The sequence below is a fragment of the Pseudomonas sp. LS2P72 genome (assembly GCF_054897865.1).
This window is the reverse complement of the sequence record NZ_CM142708.1, coordinates 1,470,972-1,495,818: the sequence shown is the minus strand read 5'-3', so window position 1 is coordinate 1,495,818 and position 24,847 is coordinate 1,470,972. Positions and strand designations below refer to the sequence as shown.

Genomic DNA, 24,847 nt, shown 5'->3' with positions numbered 1-24,847 from the left:
GTAACACACGCAATTGACTTCCCGAGTTCTCCTCACGACTATAGGCGTCCCGCTACCGCCAACACGGCGTTGAAGGGCGCAATCCAGGCCTTAAAAGCACGACAACAGACCGTGCGCCTGTATTTAACGAAGAATCACGCGCGTTACTCGCAGTAGTTTCCACAGCGCCTGAATGAGGAACTTTTCATGCCAGCCATCACCCTGACCACTCTGCAAGGTCTCAAGCAAAAAGGTGAAAAGATCACCATGCTGACCTGCTATGACGCGACCTTCGCCCACGCCTGCAATGAGGCTGGTGTCGAAGTGCTGCTGGTGGGCGACTCCCTTGGCATGGTTTTGCAAGGTCACGACAGCACCCTGCCGGTCACCACCACGGAAATGGCTTACCACGTGGCGTCCGTCAAACGCGGTAACACCGATGCGTTGATCCTCGCCGACCTGCCCTTCATGGCCTACGCCACCACCGAACAAGCCATGACCAACAGTGCCCTGTTGATGCAGGCGGGTGCGCACATGGTCAAGGTTGAAGGTGCGTTGTGGCTGGCGGACTCGATCCGTTTGCTGGCCGAGCGCGGTATCCCGGTGTGCGCGCACATGGGGCTGACACCGCAATCGGTGAACATTCTAGGCGGTTACAAAGTCCAGGGTCGCAGCGAGAACCAGGCGCGGCAAATGCGTGCCGACGCCATCGCACTGGAGCAGGCCGGTGCATCCATGTTGCTGCTCGAATGCGTACCGAGCGAACTGGCTCAGGAAATCACCCAGGCTGTGGGCATTCCGGTAATCGGCATCGGCGCCGGCAGCGGCACCGATGGCCAGGTATTGGTTCTGCACGACATGCTCGGCCTGTCGATCACTGGCCGTGTGCCGAAGTTCGTGAAGAACTTCATGGCCGGGCAACAAAACATTCAAGCGGCGATTGGCGCTTACGTCACTGAAGTCAAAGCGGCGACTTTCCCAGGTATCGAACACGGATTCTCTGCATGAACACCGTAAAAACCGTACGCGAATTGCGGGCCGCCGTGGCCCGTGCCCGTGGCGAAGGCAAGCGAATCGGCTTCGTGCCGACCATGGGCAACCTGCACAGCGGTCATGTTGCACTGGTGACCAAAGCCACCCAACGGGTGGATTTCGTGATCGCGAGCATTTTCGTCAACCCGTTGCAGTTCGGCGCCGGCGAAGACCTCGACAAGTACCCGCGCACCCTCGCAGCCGATCAGGAGAAGCTGCTCCAGGCCGGTTGCCACTTACTGTTCGCGCCAACCGTTGAAGAAATGTACCCCGACGGCATGGTCGGCCAGACCCGCGTCAGCGTTCCGCAACTCTCCGAAGGCCTCTGCGGCGCCAGCCGTCCCGGGCATTTCGAAGGTGTGGCGACGGTGGTCACCAAGCTATTCAACATGGTCCAGCCGGACCTGGCGATCTTCGGCCAGAAAGACTTCCAGCAACTGGCGGTGATCCGCGCCCTGGTGCATGACCTGAACATGCCGATCCAGATCATCGGCGAACCGACGGTACGTGCAGCCGATGGCCTGGCGCTGTCGTCGCGCAATGGTTTCCTCAGCGAAGAACAGCGGGCCGTTGCGCCGGTTGTGTATCGCGGTTTGAGCCAGATTGCCGACGCAATCAAACAGGGTGAACGGGATTTCCCGGCGTTGATCGGTGCGCAGATCAAGCAGCTTGAAGCGGCGGGTTTGCGTCCTGACTATCTGGAGATTCGTCATGCGCTGACCTTGCGTCCGGCGACCCCGGAGGATCGGGACCTGGTGATTCTGGTGGCAGCGTTCCTGGGCACTACGCGGTTGATCGATAACCTGCATCTGAACCTCGACGCTACTGCCTGAACACCACAATCCCCCTGTAGGAGCCGAGCTTGCTCGCGATGGGGCCGTCAGATTCAACATCAATGTTGGCTGACAGTCCGCCATCGCGAGCAAGCTCGGCTCCTACAGCGTTCTGTGTGGGTTCTCACACCGTATTGCTGGCCCTCAAGCCTTTGGGCACAATGCCCGCCGTTCGATTCCGACCTGGGGAAACACTCATGCACGCCATCATGCTCAAGGCCAAGCTGCATCGCGCCGAAGTCACCCACGCTGTACTCGATTACGAAGGTTCTTGCGCCATCGACGGCGAATGGCTGGACCTGTCCGGCATCCGTGAGTACGAACAGATCCAGATTTACAACATCGACAACGGTGAACGCTTCACCACCTACGCGATTCGTGGCGAAGAAGGCTCGCGCATGATCTCGGTCAACGGTGCCGCCGCACACAAGGCCAAGGTGGGTGACCGCGTGATCATCTGCGCATACGCCCACTACAGCGAAGCCGAGCTGCTCAACTTCAAGCCACGCATGCTCTACATGGCGCCGGGTAATGAACTGAGCCACACCAGCAATGCCATTCCGGTTCAGGTCGCCTGATCCCGTCTTAGCCCCTCCCCCCTTCCGTTTGTCGGACCGTTCCCTGCTTGATGTATAAAAAAGTACCGGGAACGGGTCAGACAAAGTCAAGACAGATCGCAGCGCGAGGTTTACTGTATTCGCCCTGTGTCATGAAATCGTGTCGACGCAGTTGACCGGACGCCCACCCACAGCGCTCCGGTATTTTTAGTGTTCAAAAGGCCGTTCAAGTAAAAAGGAAACCCGCAGCGATGGCGTATTACCGCACCCCTCAAGACGTTACCGCTCTGCCCGCCTGGCAAGCGTTGAATGACCACCGCCAAGCCATGCAGGATTTCAGCATGCGCGAAGCCTTTAATGCCGATCCGCAGCGCTTTACCCAATTCACCCTCAGCAGCTGCGGCCTGTTTCTCGACTACTCGAAGAACCTGATCAACGCCCAGACCCGCGATCTGCTGGTGGGCCTGGCCAACGAAGTCGACCTTCAGGGCGCGATCAAAGCGCTGTTCGAAGGCGAAATCGTCAACTCCTCCGAAGGTCGTCCGGCCCTGCACACCGCGCTACGCCGTCCGGTCGGCGACAAGCTGAAGGTCAACGGCGTCAACGTGATGCCGGAAGTGCACAAGGTCCTGAACCAGATCACCGACCTCGTGGGCCGTATCCACGACGGTTTGTGGCGCGGTTACTCCGAGAAGCCGATCACTGACGTGGTGAACATCGGCATCGGTGGCTCGTTCCTCGGCCCGGAACTGGTCTCCGAAGCGCTGCTGTCCTACGCCCAGAAAGGCGTGCGCTGCCATTACCTGGCGAACATCGACGGCAGTGAGTTCCACGAACTGACCATGAAGCTGCGTGCCGAAACCACACTGTTCATCGTTTCGTCGAAATCCTTCAACACCCTCGAAACCCTGAAAAATGCCCAGGCTGCACGCGCTTGGTACCTGGCTCAGGGTGGTTCGGAAGCCGAGCTGTATCGTCACTTCATCGCCGTCTCCAGCAACAATGCAGCGGCTGTGGCATTCGGCATCCGCGAAGAAAACATTTTCCCGATGTGGGACTGGGTTGGCGGGCGTTATTCGCTGTGGTCGGCCATCGGTTTGCCGATCGCCCTGGCCATCGGCATGTCGAACTTCAAAGAACTGCTGTCCGGTGCCTACACCATGGACCAGCATTTCCAGAGCGCGCCTTTCGAACAGAACATGCCGGTACTGCTGGCGTTGCTCGGCGTGTGGTACGGCAACTTCTGGGGCGCGCAAAGCCACGCGATCCTGCCGTACGACCACTACCTGCGCAACATCACCAAGCACTTGCAACAGCTGGACATGGAATCCAACGGCAAGAGTGTGCGCCAGGACGGCACTCCGGTCTCCACCGACACCGGCCCGGTGATCTGGGGTGGCGTGGGCTGCAATGGTCAGCATGCGTATCACCAGTTGCTGCACCAGGGCACCCAACTGATCCCGGCCGACTTCATCGTGCCGATCGTCAGCTTCAACCCGGTGTCCGACCACCACCAGTGGCTGTACGCCAACTGCCTGTCACAAAGCCAGGCGCTGATGCTGGGCAAGACCCTTGCCGAGGCCGAAGCCGAGTTGCGCGACAAAGGCATGAGCGAAGAAGAGGTGCAAAAACTCGCGCCTCACAAGGTGATCCCGGGCAACCGTCCGAGCAATACGTTGGTGGTCGAGCGCATCAGCCCGCGTCGCCTCGGCGCATTGGTGGCGATGTACGAACACAAAGTCTTCGTGCAAAGCGTGATCTGGGGCATCAACGCCTTCGACCAGTGGGGCGTGGAGCTGGGTAAAGAGCTGGGCAAAGGCGTCTACAACCGCCTGGTCGGCAGCGAAGAAACCCCGGCTGACGATGCTTCGACTCAGGGCCTGATCAACTACTTCCGCGGTCGTCACCGCGGCTAACCCCTCGCTCCCGTAGGAGCCGAGCTTGCTCGCGATGAACGATAACGCGGTGTACCTGATACACCGCTGCGTCTGCATCGCGAGCAAGCTCGGCTCCTACAGGGTTGTGTTTGTTTTCGGGTCTTGAACCCTCTCCCCACTCGGCGCATCTTGATTACTTGTCGCAAAACAAGAATAAGGAACCGTCATGTTCGATATCAGCACGTTCCCCCAAGCCGATGCCGTCCGCCGGGCTGCACAATTAAGTCAAGACGACTACAAGCGCCTGTACCGCCAGTCCATCGACCATCCCAGCACCTTCTGGGCCGAACAGGCCACACGCTTTCTCGACTGGAGTAAGCCGTGGGACACCGTCCAGCGCTACAACCTGAAAACCGGTGAAGCGAGCTGGTTCGCCGGCGGAAAGTTGAATGTCAGTTACAACTGCATCGACCGTCACCTGGAAAAGCGCGGCGACCAAATCGCGATCATCTGGGAAGGCGACGACCCTGCCGAATCCGCGCAGATCAGCTACAAAAAACTTCATCACAACGTCTGCCGCCTGGCCAACGTGCTCAAAAGCCGTGGCGTGAAGAAAGGCGACCGCGTGTGCATCTACATGCCGATGATCCCCGAAGCCGCCTACGCCATGCTCGCCTGCACCCGCATTGGTGCGGTGCATTCGGTGGTGTTCGGTGGTTTCTCTCCGGACTCTGTGCGTGACCGGATTCTCGATGCCGACTGCCGCACCGTGATCACCGCCGATGAAGGCGTGCGCGGCGGTAAAGTCGTGCCGCTCAAGCAGAAGGTCGACAAGGCGCTGCAAAGTTGTCCAAACGTCAGCACCGTCATCGTGGTCGAGCGCACTCAGGGCGAAGTGGACTGGGTTGACGGCCGGGACATCTGGTATCACCAGGCGCTGCGTGACGTCAGCGACGATTGCCCGCCTGAGCCGATGGGCGCCGAAGACCCGCTGTTTATCCTCTACACCTCCGGCAGCACCGGCAAACCCAAAGGCGTGCTGCACACCACCGGCGGCTACCTGCTGCAAGCGGCGATGACCTTCAAGTACGTGCTCGACTACCGCGACGACGAAGTCTTCTGGTGCACCGCCGATGTCGGCTGGGTCACCGGCCACAGCTACATCGTCTACGGTCCGCTGGCCAACGGCGCGACCACGCTGATCTTTGAAGGCGTGCCGAGCTACCCGAGCAGCTCGCGCTTCTGGCAGGTGATCGACAAGCACCATGTGAACATTTTCTATACCGCCCCGACCGCCCTGCGCTCCCTGATGCGAGAAGGCCCCGAACCGTTGAAGGAAACTTCCCGCGCGAGTCTCAGATTACTCGGCACTGTCGGTGAGCCCATCAACCCGGAAGCGTGGGAATGGTACTTCAATGCCGTCGGCGAACAGCGTTGTCCGATCGTCGATACCTGGTGGCAGACCGAAACCGGCGGCATCATGCTCAGCCCTCTGGTCAGCGCCCAACGAATCAAACCCGGCTGCGCCACGCAACCGATGTTCGGCGTGCAACCGGTGCTGCTCGATGAAGTGGGCAAGGAAATCAAAGGCGCCGGCAGCGGCGTGCTGGCGATCAAGTCCAGCTGGCCGGCGCAGATCCGCAGCGTCTACGGCGACCCGCAACGAATGGTCGATACCTACTTCAAGCCCTACCCCGGTTACTACTTCACCGGCGACGGCGCACGGCGCGATGAGGATGGTGATTACTGGATCACCGGCCGCATCGACGACGTGATCAACGTCTCCGGGCACCGCATCGGCACCGCGGAAGTGGAAAGCGCATTGGTGCTGCACGACAGCATCGCGGAAGCGGCGGTGGTGGGTTACCCGCACGACGTCAAGGGTCAGGGCATCTACGCCTTCGTCACTCCCATGAACGGCACCGAACCCAGTGACGAACTGAAGAAAGCACTGCTCGCTCACGTCAGCGAGGAAATCGGCAGCTTCGCCAAACCGGACCTGATCCAGTGGGCGCCGGCCTTGCCGAAAACCCGTTCGGGCAAGATCATGCGGCGCATTTTGCGCAAGATCGCCTGCAACGAACTGGACAGCCTGGGCGACACCTCGACCCTGGCTGACCCGAGCGTGGTCCAGGAGTTGGTTGATAATCGCCTGAACCAATAATCGCTTGTTTCAAAAGCCTGCGCGGCTGTTAATGGCCGCGCCTCCTTTTCCGCCACTGAGTCGCCATGGAATTCATTCGAACCCGCATCGAAACCCAGATCATGAGCCTGACCGGTCTGTCGCTGGGCAAGCTCGACCTGGAAAACCCCAAGGGTGATCCCGGCCTGTTCGGCCCCGATTCGGTGAGCTGGCAAGTGCATGGCGACTTCAGCAGCATGCTGATCGGCGGCATCAGCGCCCTGATGCTGCAAGCCCTGCATCCACTGGCCCTGGCCGGGGTCTGGGACCATTCGAATTTCCGCGAGGACATGATCGGCCGACTGCGCCGCACCGGGCAGTTCATTTCCGGCACCACCTTCGGTTCGCGAAAGGACGCCGACTGGCTGATCGAGAAAGTCCGCACCATCCACCTGCAAGTGACCGGCACGGCACCGGATGGCCGGCCCTACGCCGCCAGCGATCCCGATCTGTTGACCTGGGTACACGTGGCCGAAGTCAGCAACTTCCTCGCGGCCCATTTGCGTTACCGCAATCCGAACCTGTCCCTGGCCGACCAGGACCGTTACTACGCGGAAATCGCGCTGGTCGCCGAACGGCTCGGCGCCCGTGACGTGCCGCGTTCGCGGCAGGAAATTGCCGATTACCTTGAGCGCATTCGCCCACAACTGCTGTGCGACGAGCGCAGTCGAGAGGTGTTACGGCTGTTGTTGAACGCTCCGTCCCCCAGCCGTTTGGCCAGACCTTTCGGCGGTTTGATGATGAAGGCCGGGATCGACCTGCTGCCGGACTGGGCCAGTGACATGCTGGGCGTCAGCCAGAGCCCGCTGCAACGCAAGCTGATCCGCGCCAGCGTCAATCGCAGCGTGCCGATGATGCGCTGGGCGGTGCGTAACGGCTCGGTGCACCGGGCCAAACGACGGATGGGTTTGCTGACCTGATCGCCCCTAAAAGCATCGCGAGCAGGCTCGCTCCCACAGTGGTTTTGTATCGGACATAAATTTTCAAACAATAGTGATCCCTTGTGGGAGCGAGCCTGCTCGCGATGGCAGCACCTCGGTCCCGCGCCAAGCTGTTAAACTCCCGCGCCAAATTCCCTTCTGCAAGGCGCCCGGCATGTCTTCCTTGAATCAGGCGCTGCGCGCCGCCCTAGATCGTCGTCAGGACTTGCTGGCCGAACTGCATCAGCAAGGCACCGATTGCTATCGCCTGTTCCACGGCAGCCAGGAAGGCGCCGGCGGCCTGACGATCGACCGCTACGGCCCGCAATTGCTGGTGCAAAGCTTTCACCAGTCGCTGGAACGCGATGCGCTGCTGCAATTGCACGACACCATCAATCAGCACCTGGGACTCGAAACGCTGCTGGTTTACAACGATCGCTCCCGTGGCAACTCGCGCATCGACCGTGAAGACACTGTCTACCGCGCCGACGAGGCCGCCCTGCAAGACTTGATCGGTCACGAATGGGGCCTGAATTACCGGGTTCGCGGCCGCCACGCCGGCCAGGATCCACTGCTGTTCCTCGACCTGCGCAACACGCGCGGTTGGGTGAAGCAGCACAGTAAAAACAAAAGCGTGCTGAACCTGTTCGCCTACACCTGTGGCGTTGGCCTGAGTGCAGCGGCCGGTGGCGCGAGCGAAGTCTGCAACCTAGATTTCGCCGAGGGCAACCTGGCCGTTGGCCGTGAGAACGGCCTGCTCAATCCGCAGTTGCCGACCATGGAATTCATCCAGTCCGACTACTTCCCGGCCATCCGCCAGTTGGCCGGCCTGCCGATCAGCCAGCGCCGCGGGCAGAAACTGCCGAGCTATCAGCGTCTGGAACAGCGTCAGTACGATCTGGTGCTGCTGGATCCGCCAGCCTGGGCCAAGAGCGCTTTCGGCACCGTCGACCTGCTGCGCGACTATCAGAGCCTGCTGAAGCCGGCACTGCTGACCACCGCCGACAATGGCGTGTTGATCTGCTGCAACAACCTGGCAAAGGTCAGCATGGACGACTGGCGCGAGCAAGTTTTGCGTTGTGCAGAGAAAGCCGGCCGGCCGGTGCGCGAGTGGACAGTGATGAAGCCGGGCGGCGATTTTCCGTCGATGGATGAGCAGCCGCCGCTGAAAACCCTGATTCTGCAACTCTGAGATTCGTCCGGAAAATCAGATAATTCCTATAAAGCAGGATCGCTTCGGAACCGGAAACGCGTGCCATACTCCAACGCACTCCGATTCAGACAGATGAAGCCACACATGCCCAAAGGATTGATCCGCGCTATTGGCGCTCTGTTGACCGTTCTAGCCCTCTACAGCCTGCTGGGGTTTCTGATTTTGCCGGGCATCGCGTTACGGGTGGCCAATCAACAATTGGCCAGTTACGCAACGACGCCCGCGACGATCCAGCGGATCGAACTCAACCCGTTCAGCCTTGAAGTGACCCTGTGGGGCCTGATCATCGGCGAGCCGGGCAAGGAACAGGTCGGCTTCGAGCGACTGTATGCAAACTTGCAGATCGACAGCCTCTGGACCAAGGCGCTGCACCTGTCCGATATCGAAATAGACAAACCCAAGACCGAAATCCTCTTCGGCAAGGACGGCAAGCTCAATCTGCTTGGCCTGTTCAAAATCCCCGCCAGTGAACCGACGCCGGCCGACCCGAACGCCAAACCGTTCCCGTTGCGCATCGAGCGGATCAAACTTGCCAGTGGTTTTGTGCACTTCCAGGATGCGCGGCCCAGCGAGCCCATTGAGTTCCTCTACGACAAACTCGATTTCGAGTTGAAGAACCTCAGCACCCTGCCGGAAGACAGTGCCGACATGACCTTGATGGCCGTTGGCCCGGGAGGTGGACAGGTCGACTGGACCGGCAATTTCAGCCTGATCCCGATTGCCTCCGAAGGTAAGCTGAAAATCACCGATGGCAAGATGAAATCCTTTTGGCCCTACGTGCGTGACTCGGTGCCACTGGTACTCGAAGACGGCGTCATGAGCCTCAGCACTGACTACAAACTGAACCTGTCCAAGGAAACCGAACTGCTGTTGAGCAACGTCGCCGTCAGCATCGCGCCGTTCGCGATCAAGGCACCAGACGGCCGACCGCTGGCGAAACTCGAGCGTCTGGACATCAGCGAAACCACTGTGGACCTGGCCAAACAGCAAGTGGTTGTCGGCAAGATCCGCAGCCAGAAACTGGAAACCTGGGCCGCCCTCGAAGCCGACGGGCAACTCGATTGGCAGAAACTGTTCGCCAGCCAACCGTCCAAAGCAGCCGTCAAAGCCAAGGCCGAACCGGCCAGCGCCCCGGCAGCCGCCGATTCACCGAAACCCGACCCGGCGCCACCCAGCAAGCCATGGCAAGTGCTGCTCAAAGACGTGCAATTGCGCAATTACCAGGTGCATCTGGCTGACCGCAAGGCGCAACCCGCCGTAGCGTTGGATGTCGGTCCGTTGAACCTGGACCTGCAGAATTTCGACAGCCTCAATGGCTCGCCTTTTAACCTCAAGCTCGATACGGGCGTGGGCAAGCAAGGCAAGATCACCGCAGACGGTATCGTCAATCTCGCCCCGGTCAGCGCCAGGTTAAACGTACAAACCAAGGACATCGACCTGCGCGTCGCCCAGTCCTATATCAACCCGTTCATTCGCCTGGAACTGCGCAGCGGCATGCTCGGCAGTGATCTGGCAGTCGATCTGAAAAGCACCGAGCCGCTGGCATTCAACGTCACCGGTCGTGTTCAGGTCGATCAACTGCATACCCTCGACACCCTCAAAACCCGCGACTTCCTCAAGTGGCAGCAGTTGGTGCTCGAAGGCCTGAGCTATCAGCACGGCGACAGCCTGTCGATCAACAAGGTCAACCTGTTCCAGCCTTATGCGCGCTTCATGATCAACGATGACCGCACCACCAACATCGATGACTTGCTGATTCCGCAACCGGCCGACTCAGGCGCTAAAACAACTGCAGCCAAACCTGCCAGCAAGGAAAAACCGCTGGGCATCCACATTGGCGGCATTGCCATCAATGACGGCTCGGCCAACTTCGCCGACTTCAGCCTGACGCCGAATTTCGCCACGGCCGTTCAACAACTCAATGGGCAAATTGGCACCATCGACAACCGTCAGTCGAAACCGGCCAGCGTCGATATCAAAGGCAAGGTCGACCGCTATGCCCCGGTCACCATCAAGGGCTCGGTCAACCCGTTCGATCCGATGGCCAGCCTGGACATCGCCACCAGTTTCAAACGTGTTGAACTGACCACGCTCACGCCCTACTCCGGCAAGTTCGCCGGTTACCGCATCCGCAAGGGCCGGCTCAATCTCGACCTGCATTACAAGATCACCAATGGCCGACTCCTGGCCGAAAACAAAGTGGTGGTCGAGCAGCTGCAACTGGGTGAAAAGGTCGACAGCCCAGACGCCGTGAGCTTGCCGCTGAAGCTGGCGATCGCGTTGCTCAAGGATGTCGACGGCAAGATTTCCATCGAGCTGCCAGTGAGCGGCGACCTGAACAACCCGCAATTCAGTGTCATGCCGATTGTCTGGCAGACCTTGCGCAACCTGATCGTCAAAGCCGCCGCGGCGCCCTTCAAAATGATTGGCGGACTGATCAGTGGCGGTGGTTCGGAAGATTTGGGCACTGTGTCGTTTGCCCCGGGTTCAAGCGACCTGAGCAAGGAGGCCGAGGGTTCGCTGGTCAAACTGTCCCAGGCGCTCAAGGAACGTCCGGCCCTGCGCCTGGAAATCGAAGGCACGGCTGCTGCAAGCAGCGATGGCCCACTGATCGCCGAACAACGTCTGGAGCGGGAATACCAGTACAACTACTACAAGATGCTCCAGCGTCGCGGTGACAAGGTGCCGGCTCAGGCTTCACTGCTGCAAGTACCCGATAACGAGAAAGGTCCGCTGCTGGAAGGGATCTATCGCACGCGTCTGAAGACTCAGCCGCCCGCCGAGTGGAAGGATCTTGGCAAGGAAGAACGCACGGTAAAAATGCGCGAAGGCGTGATCAAGTTCTGGAGTTCCAGCGACGTGCTGTTGCGTCAGTTGGGTCAGGAGCGCGCCAGCAGCATCAAGGATTATCTGGTCGACAAGGGTCAGTTGGCCGATGACCGCGTGTACTTCATCGACGCTAACCTCGGCGAAGCGGAAAGTGACGGTCGGGTGGTTACGCCGCTGCATCTGGACGCCGAGTGACAGGCGCGAAATGGCTGATAAGCCTGGCTCTGGCGATAGCCGCCAGCCAGGCCTCGGCAGCCGATACCCTGCGCTGTGGCAGTCAATTGGTCAGTGTCGGCGACAGGTCCAGCGAAGTGCTGCACAAATGTGGTGAACCGGTCAGCCGCGATCTGTTGGGCTACAAGCGCAGCGCCAACCGACGAGAGGAATTTCAAGTCGAGGAATGGACCTACGGGCCCAACGGCGGGATGTACCAGTACCTGCGTTTTGAAGGTAATCGTTTGAAGCAGATCACCAGCAAGCGCGGCAACTGAACCCACCACAACTCAATGTGGGAGCGAGCCTGCTCGCGAAGGCGGATTAACGTTCAACACATCTGTTGGCTGAAAGTCCGCTTTCGCGAGCAGGCTCGCTCCCACAGTTGTTTTAGGTCGCCCACAATAGAACAGGCCCCGACACGAATGCCGGGGCCTGTAATGGCCACATCCTTATGGCCTTTCGCATGAACTCTCCTGAGGCGGCAGGCGTATTGCTCGGCCCGCCTGTCGCGCCTTCTCCCAGTCCAGGCGAGAAGTCTTGCCTTACTCGGCTTTCAGGCCGTCAGCGGACACCGCTTTGACGCCTTTGATTTTCTTGGCAATGGCCACCGCAGTAGTTTTCTGAGCGTCGGTCACCGCAACGGTGGACGACAGGGACACAACGCCTTTGTTGGTTTCGACTTTGATATCGGTACCAGGAATGCCTTTTTCAGTCACCAGGTCTGTTTTGACTTTGGTGGTGATCCAGGTATCGGAAACATCCTCTTTCGCTTCAGTAACCTCACCAGCGGCCAGCATCATAGGTGCTTGAGTGGCTTGGGTCTGAGCAAATGCAGTGTTGGCCATGGTCAGGGTCAGCGCGGTAGCAGTAGCGGCAGCGATAGCGAACTTCTTCATACGAGTAACTCCTGTTTTTCATAAAGTCTGCTGCGTGTCTTGTCAGCAGGGTTACTGGAGATATTGCGAACGCTGTGCCAACTTTGAAATCGACAATAAATCGTTATAAATCATTAACTTATAAAAATGATCAATTTTCGGAATCATGCAAATTGCATGAGTTGGAAATTATCGACATGCAAGTTGCGGGTTTTGCCGCAGGCCTAAGGCCATGAATTGTCGGGATTTTCTTGCCGGCGTGATGACCATTGAATTTCAGACAAAAAATACCCCGCCATTTAGGCGGGGTAGGTGCAGCAGGCGCTAACTCAAACGCCTGGGCAGCTAGGAGTCGAATAGTCCTTGGCGGCAGTAGTTGCGCAAGTCCAACCGGCAGTCGCGCTACGAGAAATGGTAATGGTCTTGCCCAGTACAGGCGCCGGGGCATTGATCAGCGTACATACGATGGTTCCGGTACCAGCGGCAACAGTCCCCGTCACTGCAAGGTTGCAGTTCTGAGTAGCAGCAACTGTCGCATTGACGTTGGCAAGGGTCGGATCGGCGGACCCTGCATTAATGACATCTTCATAAGGCACTTTCAGCGCCGAGACTTCGGCAATACCCGCCGTCACTTTGGCCCGGGCCTGATACTTGGAGTACTGCGGCAACGCAAACGTCGCCAGAATCCCGATGATCGCCACCACGATCAGCAGCTCGATCAGGGTAAAACCTTTTTGAGTCTTCATAGACAAGCTCCATGCATGAGTCGAAATCTCATGATCTGAATTAGCCGCAGCACAGCCCATGCCAAGCGCCGCGCCCCCTGTTGGCGGGACGCGAGGCGAGTGCAACGCCCTTTCCTACCCCCGGAATCCGCACTATCTGACACTTTTTGTCACCTGAACGCCGCTGGTTTGGTTCCTCCGCTTGACTAGGCTATAAGTCATGAACTGTCTGCGTCCGGTATCCCAATGAATGACATCGTCCTTAGCGGTCTGGCCAAGCAACTGGTCCTGGCCGAGCTGCTCACTGACAAAAGCGCGCAACAGGCGTATCAGCAAGCCCAACGCAACAAAATCTCCCTGGTCAGTTTTCTGGTGCAGAACAAACTGGTGAAGAGTCGCCAGATCGCCGAGATCGCTTCAGAACACTTCGGCATGGCCTTGCTCGACCTCAACTGTCTGGAAAAAGAAACCCAACCCAGGGGGCTGGTCAGCGAGAAGCTGATTCGCCAGCACCACGTGCTGCCCCTCTGGCGGCGCGGCAACAAGTTGTTTGTGGGCGTTTCCGACCCGAGTAATCAGCAAGCCATCAATGATATCCAGTTCAGCACCGGGCTGAATACCGAAGCCATTCTGGTGGAGGACGACAAGCTCAGCGACGCCATCGAAAAATTCTTCGATACCCAAGGCACCGGCATGGAAGACATGGCCGACGTTGACCTCGATGGCGTGGACATCGAGTCGATCGATGACAATAAACAGGACGCCATCGCCGGACAGGATGCCGATGACGCGCCCGTGGTGCGCTTCGTCCACAAGATGCTGCTGGACGCGATCAAAAGCGGCTCTTCCGACCTGCATTTCGAGCCCTACGAAAAAACCTACCGCGTGAGGATGCGCACCGACGGTATTTTGCGTGAGGTCGCCAAGCCACCGATTCACTTGGCCAATCGCATCGCCGCGCGGCTGAAAGTCATGGCCAGTCTCGACATCTCCGAACGGCGTCGGCCCCAGGACGGGCGGATCAAGATGCGCCTGTCCAAGAGCAAATCCATCGACTTTCGGGTCAATACCCTGCCGACCCTGTGGGGCGAGAAAGTGGTGATCCGGATCCTCGACCCGTCCAGCGCTCAAATGGGCATCGACGCTCTCGGCTATGAGCCCGATCAGAAAGACCTGTACATGGCCGCCCTCAAGCAGCCACAGGGGATGATTCTGGTAACCGGGCCGACCGGCTCGGGCAAGACCGTGTCGCTCTACACCGGGCTGAACATTCTCAACACCGTGGACATCAACATCTCCACCGCCGAAGACCCGGTGGAGATCAACATGGAAGGCATCAACCAGGTCAACGTCAATCCCAAACAGGGAATGGACTTCGCCCAAGCGCTACGCTCATTTCTGCGTCAGGATCCGGACGTGATCATGGTCGGCGAGATCCGCGACCTCGAAACCGCCGAAATCGCCATTAAAGCAGCCCAGACCGGACACCTGGTGCTGTCGACCCTGCACACCAACAGCGCCGCCGAAACCCTGACTCGCCTGCACAACATGGGCATTGCGGGGTTCAACATTGCCACCTCGGTCAGCCTGATCATCGCCCAGCGCCTGGCGCGCAAACTGTGCAGCCATTGCAAGAAACCCATCGAGATTCCCCGGGAGGCGCTGCTGAAGGAAGGCTTTCCCGAGGAACGCATCGGCTCATTCACGATCTATGAGCCTGTCGGTTGCGATCAGTGCAACGGCGGTTACAAAGGGCGAGTCGGGATTTATGAAGTGGTGAAAAACACACAGGACCTGCAACGGTTGATCATGGCCGAAGGCAATTCACTGGAAATCGACAGTCAGATGCGTAAAGACGGCTTCAACGACCTGCGCACGTCAGGCCTGCTCAAGGCCATGCAAGGCATCACCAGCCTTGAAGAAATCAACCGGGTCACCAAGGACTGAATATGGCGGTCAAAGCAGCAAAAATCAGCGTCTATGCCTGGGAAGGCACAGACCGCAAAGGCACCAGAATGACCGGCGAGTTGAGCGGCCAGAATCCGGCGTTGATCAAGGCCCAATTGCGCAAGCAGGGCATCAACCCCGGCAAGGTACGCAAGAAATCCACCTCGATTTTCAACCTCGGCAAGCGCATCAAGGCCCAGGACATCGCTCTGTTCACCCGACAGATGGCGACCATGATGAAGGCCGGCGTACCGCTGCTGCAGTCCTTCGACATCATCGGTGAAGGCTTCGATAACCCGGCCATGCGCACACTGGTTGACGAGGTGAAACAGGAAGTCGCGGCGGGTAACAGCTTCGCCGCCTCCCTGCGCAAAAAACCTCAGTATTTCGATGAGCTCTACTGCAACCTGGTCGATGCCGGCGAGCAGGCCGGTGCCCTCGATACCCTGCTGGAGAGAGTGGCGACCTATAAGGAAAAAAGCGAAAGCCTCAAGGCCAAGATCAAGAAAGCCATGACCTACCCACTGGCAGTGGTGTTCGTCGCAATCATTGTGACGGGGATTCTGCTGGTCAAAGTGGTGCCGCAGTTCGAATCGGTGTTCAAAGGGTTTGGTGCCGAATTGCCAGCCTTCACAGTGATGGTCATCGGTCTTTCGGAGTTCATGCAGGATTGGTGGTGGGCGATGCTCGGCGTGCTGATCGCGGCCATCTTCGGTGTGCGCCATGCGTTTAAAAGGTCGCAAGGCTTTCGGGACCGAACGGACACCTGGCTGCTGAAACTGCCGCTGATTGGCACGCTGATGTACAAGTCCGCCGTGGCCCGTTACGCCCGCACGCTGTCGACTACCTTTGCGGCAGGTGTGCCGCTGGTGGAAGCCCTGGATTCGGTGGCCGGCGCTACCGGCAACATCGTGTTCAAGCGCGCGGTGCTGCGCATCAAACAGGACGTATCCACTGGCATGCAGCTGAATTTTTCCATGCGTGCCTCCGGCATTTTTCCGAACATGGCAATTCAGATGACCGCCATCGGTGAAGAGTCCGGCGCGCTGGACGATATGCTCGACAAGGTCGCGAGCTTCTACGAGGACGAAGTGGACAACATGGTCGATAACCTCACCAGCCTGATGGAGCCGTTCATCATGGTGGTGCTGGGTGTTATCGTCGGTGGCCTGGTGGTTGCGATGTACCTGCCCATCTTCCAACTCGGCACAGCGATCTGACATGCCCTTGAACGACATTCTTACCCTCCACCCGTTGGCCTTCGTGATCGCCGCCCTGTTAGTCGGCCTGCTGATTGGCAGCTTTCTCAACGTGGTGGTCTGGCGCCTGCCAAAAATGCTTGACCGCGAATGGCATGAGGAGGCCCGTGAAGTGTTGGGCTTGCCAGGCGAAACACCGCTGCCGACCTTCAACCTGATGCGGCCCCATTCCCAGTGCCCACATTGCGGCCATCGAATCCGCGCCTGGGAAAACATTCCGCTGCTCAGTTATCTGTTTTTGCGGGGTCGATGCTCGAACTGCACGGCAGCCATCAGCAAACGCTACCCGCTGACCGAACTGGCCTGTGGTCTGCTCTCGGCGTTTATCGCCTGGCATTTCGGTTTCGGCTGGCAAGCCTGCATGGCGCTGCTCCTGAGTTGGGGGTTGCTGACGATGAGCCTGATCGACGCCGAGCACCAACTGCTGCCGGATGTGCTGGTGCTGCCGCTGATATGGCTGGGGCTGATCGTCAACAGTTCCGGGCTCTTCGTGTCCTTGCATGACGCGTTGTGGGGCGCGGTGGCCGGTTATATGGCGTTGTGGTCAGTGTTCTGGCTGTTCAAGCTGATCACCGGCAAGGACGGCATGGGCCACGGTGATTTCAAGCTGTTAGCGATGTTCGGCGCCTGGGGTGGCTGGCAGATATTGCCAATGACCCTCCTGTTATCGTCGATGGTGGGCGCCGTTGTCGGCGTGATTTTGCTGCGTTTGCGCAATGCGAAAACCTCCACGCCGATCCCCTTCGGACCCTTTCTGGCAATTGCCGGCTGGATTGCCTTGCTCTGGGGTGGTCAAATAACCGACTTCTATTGGCAGTCTGTCGGTTTGAAATGAATACCCCTGTGGAAAAACCCTGGATTCTCGGCCTGACCGGCGGCATCGGCAGCGGCAAAAGCGCGGCTGCCCAGCACTTCATCGACCTGGGCGTGCACGTGGTGGACGCCGACCATGCGGCACGTTGGGTGGTGGAGCCGGGGCGTCCGGCGCTGGCCAAAATAGCCGAACACTTCGGCCCCGGCGTATTGCAAGCCGACGGACAGCTGGATCGCGCGGCGCTGCGCAAACTGATCTTCGAAGTGCCAGACGAACGCCGCTGGCTCGAAGCGTTGCTGCATCCGCTGATCGCCAAGGAAATCGCCGATCATCTGGCCAAGGCACAATCGCCTTACGCGATTCTGGTTTCGCCGCTGCTGATCGAGTCCGGGCAGTACGCCATGACCCAACGGGTTCTGGTGATCGATGCCCCGGAACAACTACAGATTGAGCGCACCCTGCAGCGTGATCAGACCAGCGAGCAACAGGTCCAGGCGATCCTCAAGGCCCAGTCCAGCCGACAGGACCGCGTGAGCCATGCCGACGATGTGGTGGTCAACGACCGCGACCTCGCCTGGCTGCACAGCGAGGTCGAACGCCTGCATCACTTTTACCTTACTTTGCGTGGAGGCCAGTCATGAGCCAAATCCCGACCGTCGATTGCCCAACCTGCGGCGCCCCTGTTGAATGGAGCCCGGAAAGCAGATTCCGGCCATTCTGTTCGGACCGTTGCAAGCTGATTGACCTGGGCGCCTGGGCCTCGGAAGAACACAAGATTCCAGTCAGCCCGGATGCCGAAGACGACCTGTTCAGCGAAGACTTCGAGCCGCGTCACTGATCTTCAAGGCCGCATAAAACCGTAGTCCTGGTCGTCATCGAGGTTTTCCGCAAGAAAACGCAACTCATCGGCCAGGTCTTCGGCGCTGCGCACTGCCTTGCTCTGTTGCACCACTGCACTGAGCAAGGCGCGCAGGCTCAATCCCGGATCAAAGCCCACTTCCTGCGCCCCATTCAGACTTTGACGCAACTCCTGCCTTGCCCATTCGTAGACACTCATTTCGATGCTCCTGAAGATTTTCCAGAGCATGAATTCGTGAGCGATTTTTGCCTTTGATGTGGATCAAGATTTGGGATCGTCGTCTTTCCAGGGTGCCGAAAGGTAGCGCGTGCGATTGAACGTCTCCAGCCACTCGGGGCAAAACACCACCAGCGCACTGACCACCATGCCGTTGATGAACGCTTCGGGGAAAATCAGCAGCCACAGATATCCGACAAAATCTTCCAGCCAATAGGGCATGGCAAAACGTTCGTTGAACCACAGCAACCACAGCGCCAGCAGCAGACACAACAACGCCGACAGCGCCGCTGCAAAAAATCCGGACACGAAGATATACACAAAGGGATTACGCGGTTGCGCTCGCTCCACCAGGATCGCGCAACACTCGGTGACCAGCACCGGCAGCAGAATCAGCAGCGCGCCGTTGACCCCCATCGCCGCCAGATCCTGCCGCCCGAGCAGCACGAGTCCCACTTGCGCGACCAACCCGCCGACAATCGCCAGCGGCCAGTCGAGCAGCAGGGTCACCGCGGTCATGCCGATAAAGTGGTAGGACACGCCGGTGTCGAAGTCTTGTCGCACCAGCCAGAGCATGAACAGCGCGAACACCGTGCCGAACAACAGATGCTGGCGGCGACTGTCGCTGAACAATTCGACCCACGGTGCTCGCGCAACGGCCCAGATCAGCACCGGCACATAGATCAACCACCCCGCCGTGAGGGTTTCAGGTGACAGCAGTTCGGCGCCAATCATGGCCGTGCCTTCTTCGGCGCCAGGGCCCATATAAGCGCAAGACTACACAGCAACACTGTTCTATATTTCACGCGTGTCTCCCGTGGTGATAGCTCTCAGTCTATACCGGCGTCTCTGACTGGCTGCGTCGCGCGTCTACCCCGGCGAATAGAGAACCCGAGGGAACGAAAAAAGTTACGCAAACTTTACGAGACAAAATGACAAGCCGATCGATACTGCGCGGCGCTAACAAGACAGGCGTTGTTTATGTCCTTTGCGGTACTGCGGCTTATCGGTTTCATCCTGGGTATTTTTTTGATCACATTGGCAGTGAGCATGGCGATACCCATGCTCACGCTGGTGATCTATGAACGCAACGATGATATGTCGGCCTTTCTGTGGTCGAGTCTGATCACGGCGGTGTCCGGACTGCTGTTGATTAACAAGGGACGTCCTGAGGACGCTCAGTTGCGCCCCCGCGATATGTACATGCTGACGACCGCCAGTTGGGTAGTCGTCTGCATGTTCGCCGCATTGCCCATGGTCCTGATCCAGCACATCAGCTACACCGACGCGTTTTTTGAAACGATGTCCGGCATCACCACCACCGGATCGACCATCCTGACCGGCCTGGATACCGCCTCTCCCGGATTGCTGATCTGGCGTTCAATGCTGCATTGGCTGGGCGGGATCGGCTTCATCGGCATGGCCGTGGCCATCCTGCCGCTATTGCGGGTCGGGGGCATGCGGCTGTTTCAGACCGAATCATCCGATTGGTCAGAGAAGGTCACACCACGCTCCCACGTCGCCGCCAAATATATTCTTGGGCTGTATATCGGGCTTACCGGTCTCTCCACGCTGGCCCTGTGGATAGCCGGGATGACGCCGTTCGAAGCCGTTAACCATGCAATGTCATTGATTTCCACGGGAGGTTTTTCGACCTCCGATGCTTCTCTGGCCCACTGGCCACAACCGGCCATTCATTGGGTGGCGGTGGTTGTCATGATTCTCGGCAGCCTGCCTTTTACGCTGTATGTGAGCACGTTGCGCGGGAATAAACGGGCCTTGCTCAACGATCACCAGGTACGCGGGTTCATTGGCTTTTTGCTCATTACCTCGCTGCTGGTCGGCACCTGGTTGTGCTTGCACAGCCAGTACGGCTGGTGGGAGGCGTTTCGGATCGTGGCGGTCAACGTGACTTCGGTGGTCACGACGACCGGTGTGGCGCTGGGGGATTACACGTTATGGGGCAGTTTTTCCGTGTTGCTGTTTTTTTATCTGACCTTTGTCGGCGGCTGCTCCGGCTCCACCGCTGGCGGTCTTAAAATCTTCCGTTTTCAAGTGGCGGGCGCCCTGCTCATGGGCAGCCTGAAACAATTGATTCATCCTCGCGCCGTCATCCAGAAAAAATACAACAACCACCCCATCGACGAAGATATCGCCCGTTCGCTCCTGACGTTTTCTTTCTTTTTCACCATCACCATCGGGGCGATCGCCATGGGCTTGGCGCTCATCGGCCTGGACTGGACCACGGCATTGAGTGGCGCGGCCACCGCCGTCTGTAACGTGGGACCTGGCGTTGGCTCGATCATTGGCCCGGCAGGTAACTTCTCGACACTGCCCGATGCCGCCAAATGGCTGCTGACCATTGGCATGCTGCTGGGAAGACTGGAGATCCTCACCGTTCTGGTGCTGTTCATCCCGGTTTTCTGGAAATACTAGTCCCAACGACCAATGGTGATTCATTGCCTGGACTCCGCTTGTCCACCGCGTTTGCGCACTTGCGCTGGGTGCGTCGAGCCCGGTAAGCCGAACACCCGCAAGTTATTGAGCAGATCCCTAATCACTGGCACGCTGCAGGACTCACACGATCATTCGTTTCGCCTGTTTTTTTTCAGGGTTCATAGCAGCGTCCATGTGTAGCTGAGGATCAAGCGGTTCTCGTCGATATCACTGCGGTAGTTGGAGCGAGCCATCGCGTTGCGCACGCGGATCCCGAGGCCTTTGAGGCTGCCGCTCTGCAGCACATAGCCGATGTCCAGATCACGCTCGCGGTCCTTGCCCTCGAACCCTTTGCCGGTATCGACATTGTTGCCGGTGATGTAGCGCACGGTGCTGGTCAGCCCCGGCACGCCGAGGGCCGCAAAATCGTAGTCGTAACGCGCCTGCCAAGAGCGCTCATCGGTGAAGGCGAACTCGTAGGTCGGCACCTCGTTACCCAGTGGGCTGATGTTGGCAAACACTCGCGGGAAGGCGCTGTCGCCGAACATGCCCTGATAGCCGACATAGAACGTGTGACCGCCGCGCTTGGCCGACAGCAAGGAGAAGAACGCCTGGTTGTCGATGTTGCCCAGCAGTTTTTTACCGTCTTCGCGCGAATCGTAATACCCAAGGTTGGCGCCCAGAATCCAGTTACCGAGTGGCTCGCTGTGCTTGAGGCCGAGAAATCGCTGGTTGTAAATATTTTCCAGTTGCCCGAACCAGGCGCTGACCGAGCTGCGTTTATCGTTGAAAGCGTAATCGGCGCCGGCAAAGTTGAAGCCATCGCTGCTGACCTGACGCTGCGGTACATGACCGAGCATGGCTTGCATCTTTTCGTCGCCAGCCTCGTTGCGCAGGCTGGTCGAATTCAAGTGACCACCTTGCAACGTCAGGCCATTGATCTCGTTCGAGCTGATGCTCGCGCCCTGATAGCTGGGCGGCAGCAAACGGATATCGCTGAAGGCCAGCACCGGCAGGTTGGGTTGCAGCTCACCCACCTTCAATTCGGTTTTGGAGAAACGCACCTTCAACGCGCCTTCCAGTCGGCTGTAATCATTCGCCGCGCGCCCGTCATCCTGCACCGGAAGCAAACCGGTATTGACCCGGTCCGGGCTGCTGTCGAGTTTGAGGCCGAGCAGGCCAATGACATCCACACCAAAACCGATGGGACCCTGGGTGTAACCGGATTTGACGTTGAGAATGAAGCCCTGCGCCCACTCTTCAGCCTTCGATTGTTGGTTGGCCCCGACGATGTCGGAAAAGTCCCGGCTGAAGTAGTAATTGCGCGCTTGCAAGGTGGCGGTGGTGCCTTCGATGAAGCCACTCTCGGCCGCCATCGCACCGGCGGAGAAACTCGAGACGACAGCCATGGACAACACTGAACCGGTTGTTGGAAGAATCTGTTTCATCGTTTTATCTCTTATTTTTATTGATCGACAGGTTGAAGTGCTTCAGCCACAGCGGATTCGCGGCGGGGAACGGGACGACGGGCGTTTAACAACACGTGCGTGACCATGCCGAAAATCAGCCCCCAAAAAGCAGCGGACAAACCCAGCAACGACATGCCCGACGCGGTGGTCAGAAAAGTCACCAACGCGGCTTCGCGATCATTCGGCACGGCCATTGCGCCAGCCAACGCCCCGGCAATCGCAGCAAACAGCGCCAGCCCGGCCAAGGCCGCGATCAGTTCTTTGGGGAACGCCGAAAACAGTGAAACCAGGGTGGCGCCGAAGATCCCCAGCACCAGGTAACACAGCCCGCCCACAACCCCGGCCACATAGCGTTTGCCGGGGTCTTCATGGGCCTCGCGCCCGGTACAAATCGCCGCGGTGATGGCGGCCAGATTCAGTCCATGGCAACCGAACGGCGCCAACAGCGCCGTGCCCACCGCACTGCTGGCGATGATCGGGCCGGCCGGTGTTGCGTAACCGCTGGCGCGCAGCACTGCCATGCCGGGAACGAACTGGCCGGTCAGCGCCACCATCACCAGCGGCAAGGCGATATTCAGGGTCGCGCTCAGGCTGAACGCGGGCGTGATCCACACCGGCGTGGCCAACCCGATCACCAACGCCTCGCGGTGCAAATCACCGGCGAGAAAAGCCATCGAGCAGCCCACCAGCAGCACCATCAACACCGCATACCGCGGCATCACCCGCTTGCAGATCAGGTACGTGGCGAACATCGCCAGCACCAGCAGCGGCTTGCCCTGCAACGAGACGAATAACCCGGTACCGAAGCTGAACAGAATCCCCGCCAGCATCGCTGCCGCAATCGCCGCCGGCAGTTTTCCGATGATCCGGTCAAACGCCCCCGACACGCCGACCAGAAAGATAATCAGGCTGCTGACCAGATACGCGCCGACCGCTTCCGGCATGGAGATTCCCGGCAACAGCGCCACCAGCAACGCCGAGCCTGGTGCTGACCACGCGATGATCACCGGGACGCGGTAACGCAGGCTCAGACCAATGCCGAGCACGGCACTGCCGATGGAAATCGCCCAGACCCAGGAAGACAGCACCTCCCGCGAGAGGTGTGCGGCCTCGGCGGCCTGAAAGATGATCACCAACGGGCCTGCGTAGGAAATCACCGTGGCGATAAATCCGGCGACTGCCGCAGACAGGGAAAAGTCCCGGACGAACGCTCTCATGAAACGTCGCCAACAGACCCGTCGAGCGAACCGTGGCGCAGGCCCGACAGCGCTTGTTTAGCATTGCGCCGACTGCTGATGGCGAACACGGTCATGGCGATGGCGGCCACCGCACCGGGCAAGGCAAAGGCCATGAAGTTCAGTTGCAGCGGCAGGCTGATCCCGAGCAACGCACCGCCCAGCAGCGGTCCGACGATGGCACCGTTGCGCCCGATACCCGAGGCCCAACCCAAACCGGTGGAGCGAATGGTCATGGAGTAGAACTGCGCGGCGCAGGCGTACAACAGGATCTGCGAGCCGATGGTGGTGGCGCCGGCAATGGCGATCAGCAAGTACAACAGCGGCATCGGGCTGTTGAAACCCAGCAAGGTGATCGACACCGCAGCCACGGCGAAGAACACCGCCAACACCCGTGGCAGGTTGAGTTTGTCTCCCAGCACCCCGCCGCCAACCGCACCGAAAATGGCGCCGAAGTTGAGCACCAGCAGGAACGACAGACTCGAGCCCAGGCTGTAACCGGCGTTGGCCATCAGTTTCGGCAGCCAGGAACTCAAGGCGTAGACCATCAGCAAGCAGCAGAAAAACGCCAGCCACAACATCAGCGTGCGCAGCGCACGACCTTCGCGAAACAGTTGCAACACCGGGGTGCCGGTGCCCTTCACCTCGCTCATGTGCAGCTGATCGCCGGTTTGCGCGACGTAAGCCGGGTCAACCCGCTGCAGGATGTTGCGCGCCTCTACATTGCGCCCCTGACGCAGCATGAAACCCACCGACTCGGGCAGGAAGTACATGATCAGCGGCAGCAACAGCAACGGCAGCACCGCCACGTAAAACACCGACTGCCAGCCAAAGCTCGGGATCAGCACGATACCGAGCCCCGCCGAGAGCATGCCGCCCACCGAGTAGCCGCTGAACATGATCGCCACCAGCGTGCTGCGGATTTTCTTGGGCGCGTACTCGTTCATCAGCGCCACGACGTTGGGCATCACCCCGCCAATGCCAAGCCCGGCAATGAACCGGCACAGACCAAACTCGGTGGGGTTGCGGGCAAAACCATTGAGCACGGTAAAACCGCTGAACAGCATCACGCAGATCGTGATGGCTTTTTTGCGGCCGATCCTGTCCGACAGCGGGCCGAAAAACAGCGCGCCGAACATCATTCCGAACAGTGCATAACTGCCCAGTGCGCCCGCTTGCAGGGGACTGAGCCCCCACTCTTTCATCAGCATCGGCAGCACCACGCCGTAGATCACCAAATCGTAACCGTCGAAAATGATGATCAGGGCACACCAGAACAGCACCATCCAGTGAAAGCGGTTGAATCGTGCGTTGTCGATAACCTCATGTACGTCGATCTTGCGCATGGCATTTATCTCTTGTTGTTATTTTTTA

General features: G+C 59.0%; 22 protein-coding genes. 15 read left to right on the top strand and 7 right to left on the bottom strand.

Annotated features, from left to right (window positions below):
* Positions 1-186: 186 nt before the first annotated feature.
* From panB to ACYZUA_RS06840, 9 genes are all read left to right on the top strand, one after another.
* A complete protein-coding gene (gene panB, locus ACYZUA_RS06880; RefSeq protein ID WP_461962513.1) occupies positions 187-987 on the top strand; it encodes a 3-methyl-2-oxobutanoate hydroxymethyltransferase in 801 nt (266 codons plus the stop codon).
* Positions 984-1,844, top strand: a complete 861-nt coding sequence (gene panC / locus ACYZUA_RS06875; RefSeq protein ID WP_461962512.1) for a pantoate--beta-alanine ligase — start codon at positions 984-986, stop codon at positions 1,842-1,844. The genes panB and panC overlap by 4 nt, the downstream gene beginning before the upstream one ends.
* Positions 1,845-2,041: 197 nt before the next feature.
* Entirely contained in the window at positions 2,042-2,422 is a 381-nt protein-coding gene (gene panD / locus ACYZUA_RS06870) for an aspartate 1-decarboxylase (RefSeq protein ID WP_008153310.1), read from the top strand.
* 230 nt (positions 2,423-2,652) lie between these two features.
* Positions 2,653-4,317: a glucose-6-phosphate isomerase gene (gene pgi, locus ACYZUA_RS06865; RefSeq protein WP_076029727.1), complete on the top strand. Its 1,665-nt coding sequence runs from the start codon at positions 2,653-2,655 to the stop codon at positions 4,315-4,317.
* 187 nt (positions 4,318-4,504) lie between these two features.
* Complete coding sequence (acs, locus tag ACYZUA_RS06860; RefSeq protein ID WP_461962511.1) at positions 4,505-6,442, top strand: acetate--CoA ligase; 1,938 nt, start codon at positions 4,505-4,507, stop codon at positions 6,440-6,442.
* A gap of 65 nt (positions 6,443-6,507) precedes the next feature.
* Complete coding sequence (locus ACYZUA_RS06855) at positions 6,508-7,380, top strand: oxygenase MpaB family protein (RefSeq protein WP_095133089.1); 873 nt, start codon at positions 6,508-6,510, stop codon at positions 7,378-7,380.
* A 175-nt stretch (positions 7,381-7,555) separates the two neighbouring features.
* Complete coding sequence (locus tag ACYZUA_RS06850; RefSeq protein ID WP_095133087.1) at positions 7,556-8,572, top strand: class I SAM-dependent rRNA methyltransferase; 1,017 nt, start codon at positions 7,556-7,558, stop codon at positions 8,570-8,572.
* A gap of 93 nt (positions 8,573-8,665) precedes the next feature.
* Positions 8,666-11,617 (top strand): DUF748 domain-containing protein, encoded by a 2,952-nt coding sequence (locus ACYZUA_RS06845; RefSeq protein ID WP_461962510.1) that lies wholly within the window; start codon positions 8,666-8,668, stop codon positions 11,615-11,617.
* Entirely contained in the window at positions 11,614-11,913 is a 300-nt protein-coding gene (locus ACYZUA_RS06840; protein ID WP_461962509.1) for a DUF2845 domain-containing protein, read from the top strand. Before ACYZUA_RS06845 ends, ACYZUA_RS06840 begins: the two co-directional genes overlap by 4 nt.
* A gap of 267 nt (positions 11,914-12,180) precedes the next feature.
* Here the strand turns inward: ACYZUA_RS06840 and ACYZUA_RS06835 are convergent, their stop codons facing one another.
* Positions 12,181-12,534, bottom strand: coding sequence for a BON domain-containing protein (locus ACYZUA_RS06835; protein WP_461962508.1), 354 nt, complete (start codon positions 12,532-12,534; stop codon positions 12,181-12,183).
* A 308-nt stretch (positions 12,535-12,842) separates the two neighbouring features.
* On the bottom strand, positions 12,843-13,259 hold the full coding sequence (locus ACYZUA_RS06830) for a pilin (RefSeq protein WP_461962507.1): 417 nt from the start codon (positions 13,257-13,259) through the stop codon (positions 12,843-12,845).
* Positions 13,260-13,484: 225 nt separating this feature from the next.
* Here ACYZUA_RS06830 and pilB point away from each other — a divergent pair, with 225 nt between their 5' ends.
* From pilB to yacG, 5 genes are read left to right on the top strand one after another with little or no spacing between them, the layout of a single operon-like run.
* Complete coding sequence (gene pilB / locus ACYZUA_RS06825; RefSeq protein WP_461962506.1) at positions 13,485-15,185, top strand: type IV-A pilus assembly ATPase PilB; 1,701 nt, start codon at positions 13,485-13,487, stop codon at positions 15,183-15,185.
* Positions 15,186-15,187: 2 nt separating this feature from the next.
* Positions 15,188-16,405, top strand: coding sequence for a type II secretion system F family protein (locus ACYZUA_RS06820; protein ID WP_461962505.1), 1,218 nt, complete (start codon positions 15,188-15,190; stop codon positions 16,403-16,405).
* Between the two features lies 1 nt (position 16,406).
* Complete coding sequence (locus tag ACYZUA_RS06815) at positions 16,407-17,279, top strand: prepilin peptidase (protein ID WP_461962504.1); 873 nt, start codon at positions 16,407-16,409, stop codon at positions 17,277-17,279.
* Positions 17,276-17,899 (top strand): dephospho-CoA kinase, encoded by a 624-nt coding sequence (gene coaE, locus ACYZUA_RS06810; RefSeq protein WP_123367804.1) that lies wholly within the window; start codon positions 17,276-17,278, stop codon positions 17,897-17,899. The genes ACYZUA_RS06815 and coaE overlap by 4 nt, the downstream gene beginning before the upstream one ends.
* Entirely contained in the window at positions 17,896-18,096 is a 201-nt protein-coding gene (yacG, locus tag ACYZUA_RS06805) for a DNA gyrase inhibitor YacG (protein ID WP_461962503.1), read from the top strand. Before coaE ends, yacG begins: the two co-directional genes overlap by 4 nt.
* Before the next feature lie 3 nt (positions 18,097-18,099).
* Here yacG and ACYZUA_RS06800 read toward each other — a convergent pair whose 3' ends face one another.
* Positions 18,100-18,315, bottom strand: a complete 216-nt coding sequence (locus ACYZUA_RS06800; protein WP_461962502.1) for a hypothetical protein — start codon at positions 18,313-18,315, stop codon at positions 18,100-18,102.
* Between the two features lie 63 nt (positions 18,316-18,378).
* Complete coding sequence (locus ACYZUA_RS06795) at positions 18,379-19,068, bottom strand: energy-coupling factor ABC transporter permease (protein ID WP_461962501.1); 690 nt, start codon at positions 19,066-19,068, stop codon at positions 18,379-18,381.
* 246 nt (positions 19,069-19,314) lie between these two features.
* Between ACYZUA_RS06795 and ACYZUA_RS06790 the strand changes: the two genes are divergently transcribed.
* Positions 19,315-20,769 carry a TrkH family potassium uptake protein gene (locus ACYZUA_RS06790; RefSeq protein ID WP_461962499.1) on the top strand — a complete coding sequence of 485 codons (1,455 nt, stop codon included), beginning with the start codon at positions 19,315-19,317 and terminating at the stop codon, positions 20,767-20,769.
* 179 nt (positions 20,770-20,948) lie between these two features.
* Here the strand turns inward: ACYZUA_RS06790 and ACYZUA_RS06785 are convergent, their stop codons facing one another.
* From ACYZUA_RS06785 to ACYZUA_RS06775, 3 genes are read right to left on the bottom strand one after another with little or no spacing between them, the layout of a single operon-like run.
* Positions 20,949-22,217 (bottom strand): OprD family porin, encoded by a 1,269-nt coding sequence (locus tag ACYZUA_RS06785; protein ID WP_461962497.1) that lies wholly within the window; start codon positions 22,215-22,217, stop codon positions 20,949-20,951.
* 17 nt (positions 22,218-22,234) lie between these two features.
* The gene (locus ACYZUA_RS06780; RefSeq protein WP_461962495.1) at positions 22,235-23,455 is read right to left on the bottom strand and encodes a benzoate/H(+) symporter BenE family transporter; all 1,221 of its coding nucleotides are present in this window, start codon (positions 23,453-23,455) and stop codon (positions 22,235-22,237) included.
* Complete coding sequence (locus tag ACYZUA_RS06775) at positions 23,452-24,819, bottom strand: aromatic acid/H+ symport family MFS transporter (RefSeq protein ID WP_461962494.1); 1,368 nt, start codon at positions 24,817-24,819, stop codon at positions 23,452-23,454. Before ACYZUA_RS06775 ends, ACYZUA_RS06780 begins: the two co-directional genes overlap by 4 nt.
* Positions 24,820-24,847 lie beyond the last annotated feature (28 nt).

Excerpts from the sequence above, each read along its gene's own strand:
- ACYZUA_RS06800 (WP_461962502.1), bottom strand. The coding sequence starts at position 18,315 with ATGAGTGTCTACGAATGGGCAAGGCAGGAGTTGCGTCAAAGTCTGAAT.
- ACYZUA_RS06830 (WP_461962507.1), bottom strand. The coding sequence starts at position 13,259 with ATGAAGACTCAAAAAGGTTTTACCCTGATCGAGCTGCTGATCGTGGTG.
- ACYZUA_RS06835 (WP_461962508.1), bottom strand. The coding sequence starts at position 12,534 with ATGAAGAAGTTCGCTATCGCTGCCGCTACTGCTACCGCGCTGACCCTG.
- ACYZUA_RS06850 (WP_095133087.1), top strand. The coding sequence starts at position 7,556 with ATGTCTTCCTTGAATCAGGCGCTGCGCGCCGCCCTAGATCGTCGTCAG.
- panC (WP_461962512.1), top strand. The coding sequence starts at position 984 with ATGAACACCGTAAAAACCGTACGCGAATTGCGGGCCGCCGTGGCCCGT.
- pilB (WP_461962506.1), top strand. The coding sequence starts at position 13,485 with ATGAATGACATCGTCCTTAGCGGTCTGGCCAAGCAACTGGTCCTGGCC.
- ACYZUA_RS06790 (WP_461962499.1), top strand. The coding sequence starts at position 19,315 with ATGTCCTTTGCGGTACTGCGGCTTATCGGTTTCATCCTGGGTATTTTT.
- ACYZUA_RS06785 (WP_461962497.1), bottom strand. The coding sequence starts at position 22,217 with ATGAAACAGATTCTTCCAACAACCGGTTCAGTGTTGTCCATGGCTGTC.
- ACYZUA_RS06780 (WP_461962495.1), bottom strand. The coding sequence starts at position 23,455 with ATGAGAGCGTTCGTCCGGGACTTTTCCCTGTCTGCGGCAGTCGCCGGA.
- yacG (WP_461962503.1), top strand. The coding sequence starts at position 17,896 with ATGAGCCAAATCCCGACCGTCGATTGCCCAACCTGCGGCGCCCCTGTT.
- pgi (WP_076029727.1), top strand. The coding sequence starts at position 2,653 with ATGGCGTATTACCGCACCCCTCAAGACGTTACCGCTCTGCCCGCCTGG.
- ACYZUA_RS06855 (WP_095133089.1), top strand. The coding sequence starts at position 6,508 with ATGGAATTCATTCGAACCCGCATCGAAACCCAGATCATGAGCCTGACC.
- ACYZUA_RS06845 (WP_461962510.1), top strand. The coding sequence starts at position 8,666 with ATGAAGCCACACATGCCCAAAGGATTGATCCGCGCTATTGGCGCTCTG.
- panD (WP_008153310.1), top strand. The coding sequence starts at position 2,042 with ATGCACGCCATCATGCTCAAGGCCAAGCTGCATCGCGCCGAAGTCACC.
- ACYZUA_RS06820 (WP_461962505.1), top strand. The coding sequence starts at position 15,188 with ATGGCGGTCAAAGCAGCAAAAATCAGCGTCTATGCCTGGGAAGGCACA.
- panB (WP_461962513.1), top strand. The coding sequence starts at position 187 with ATGCCAGCCATCACCCTGACCACTCTGCAAGGTCTCAAGCAAAAAGGT.
- ACYZUA_RS06775 (WP_461962494.1), bottom strand. The coding sequence starts at position 24,819 with ATGCGCAAGATCGACGTACATGAGGTTATCGACAACGCACGATTCAAC.
- acs (WP_461962511.1), top strand. The coding sequence starts at position 4,505 with ATGTTCGATATCAGCACGTTCCCCCAAGCCGATGCCGTCCGCCGGGCT.
- coaE (WP_123367804.1), top strand. The coding sequence starts at position 17,276 with ATGAATACCCCTGTGGAAAAACCCTGGATTCTCGGCCTGACCGGCGGC.
- ACYZUA_RS06815 (WP_461962504.1), top strand. The coding sequence starts at position 16,407 with ATGCCCTTGAACGACATTCTTACCCTCCACCCGTTGGCCTTCGTGATC.
- ACYZUA_RS06795 (WP_461962501.1), bottom strand. The coding sequence starts at position 19,068 with ATGATTGGCGCCGAACTGCTGTCACCTGAAACCCTCACGGCGGGGTGG.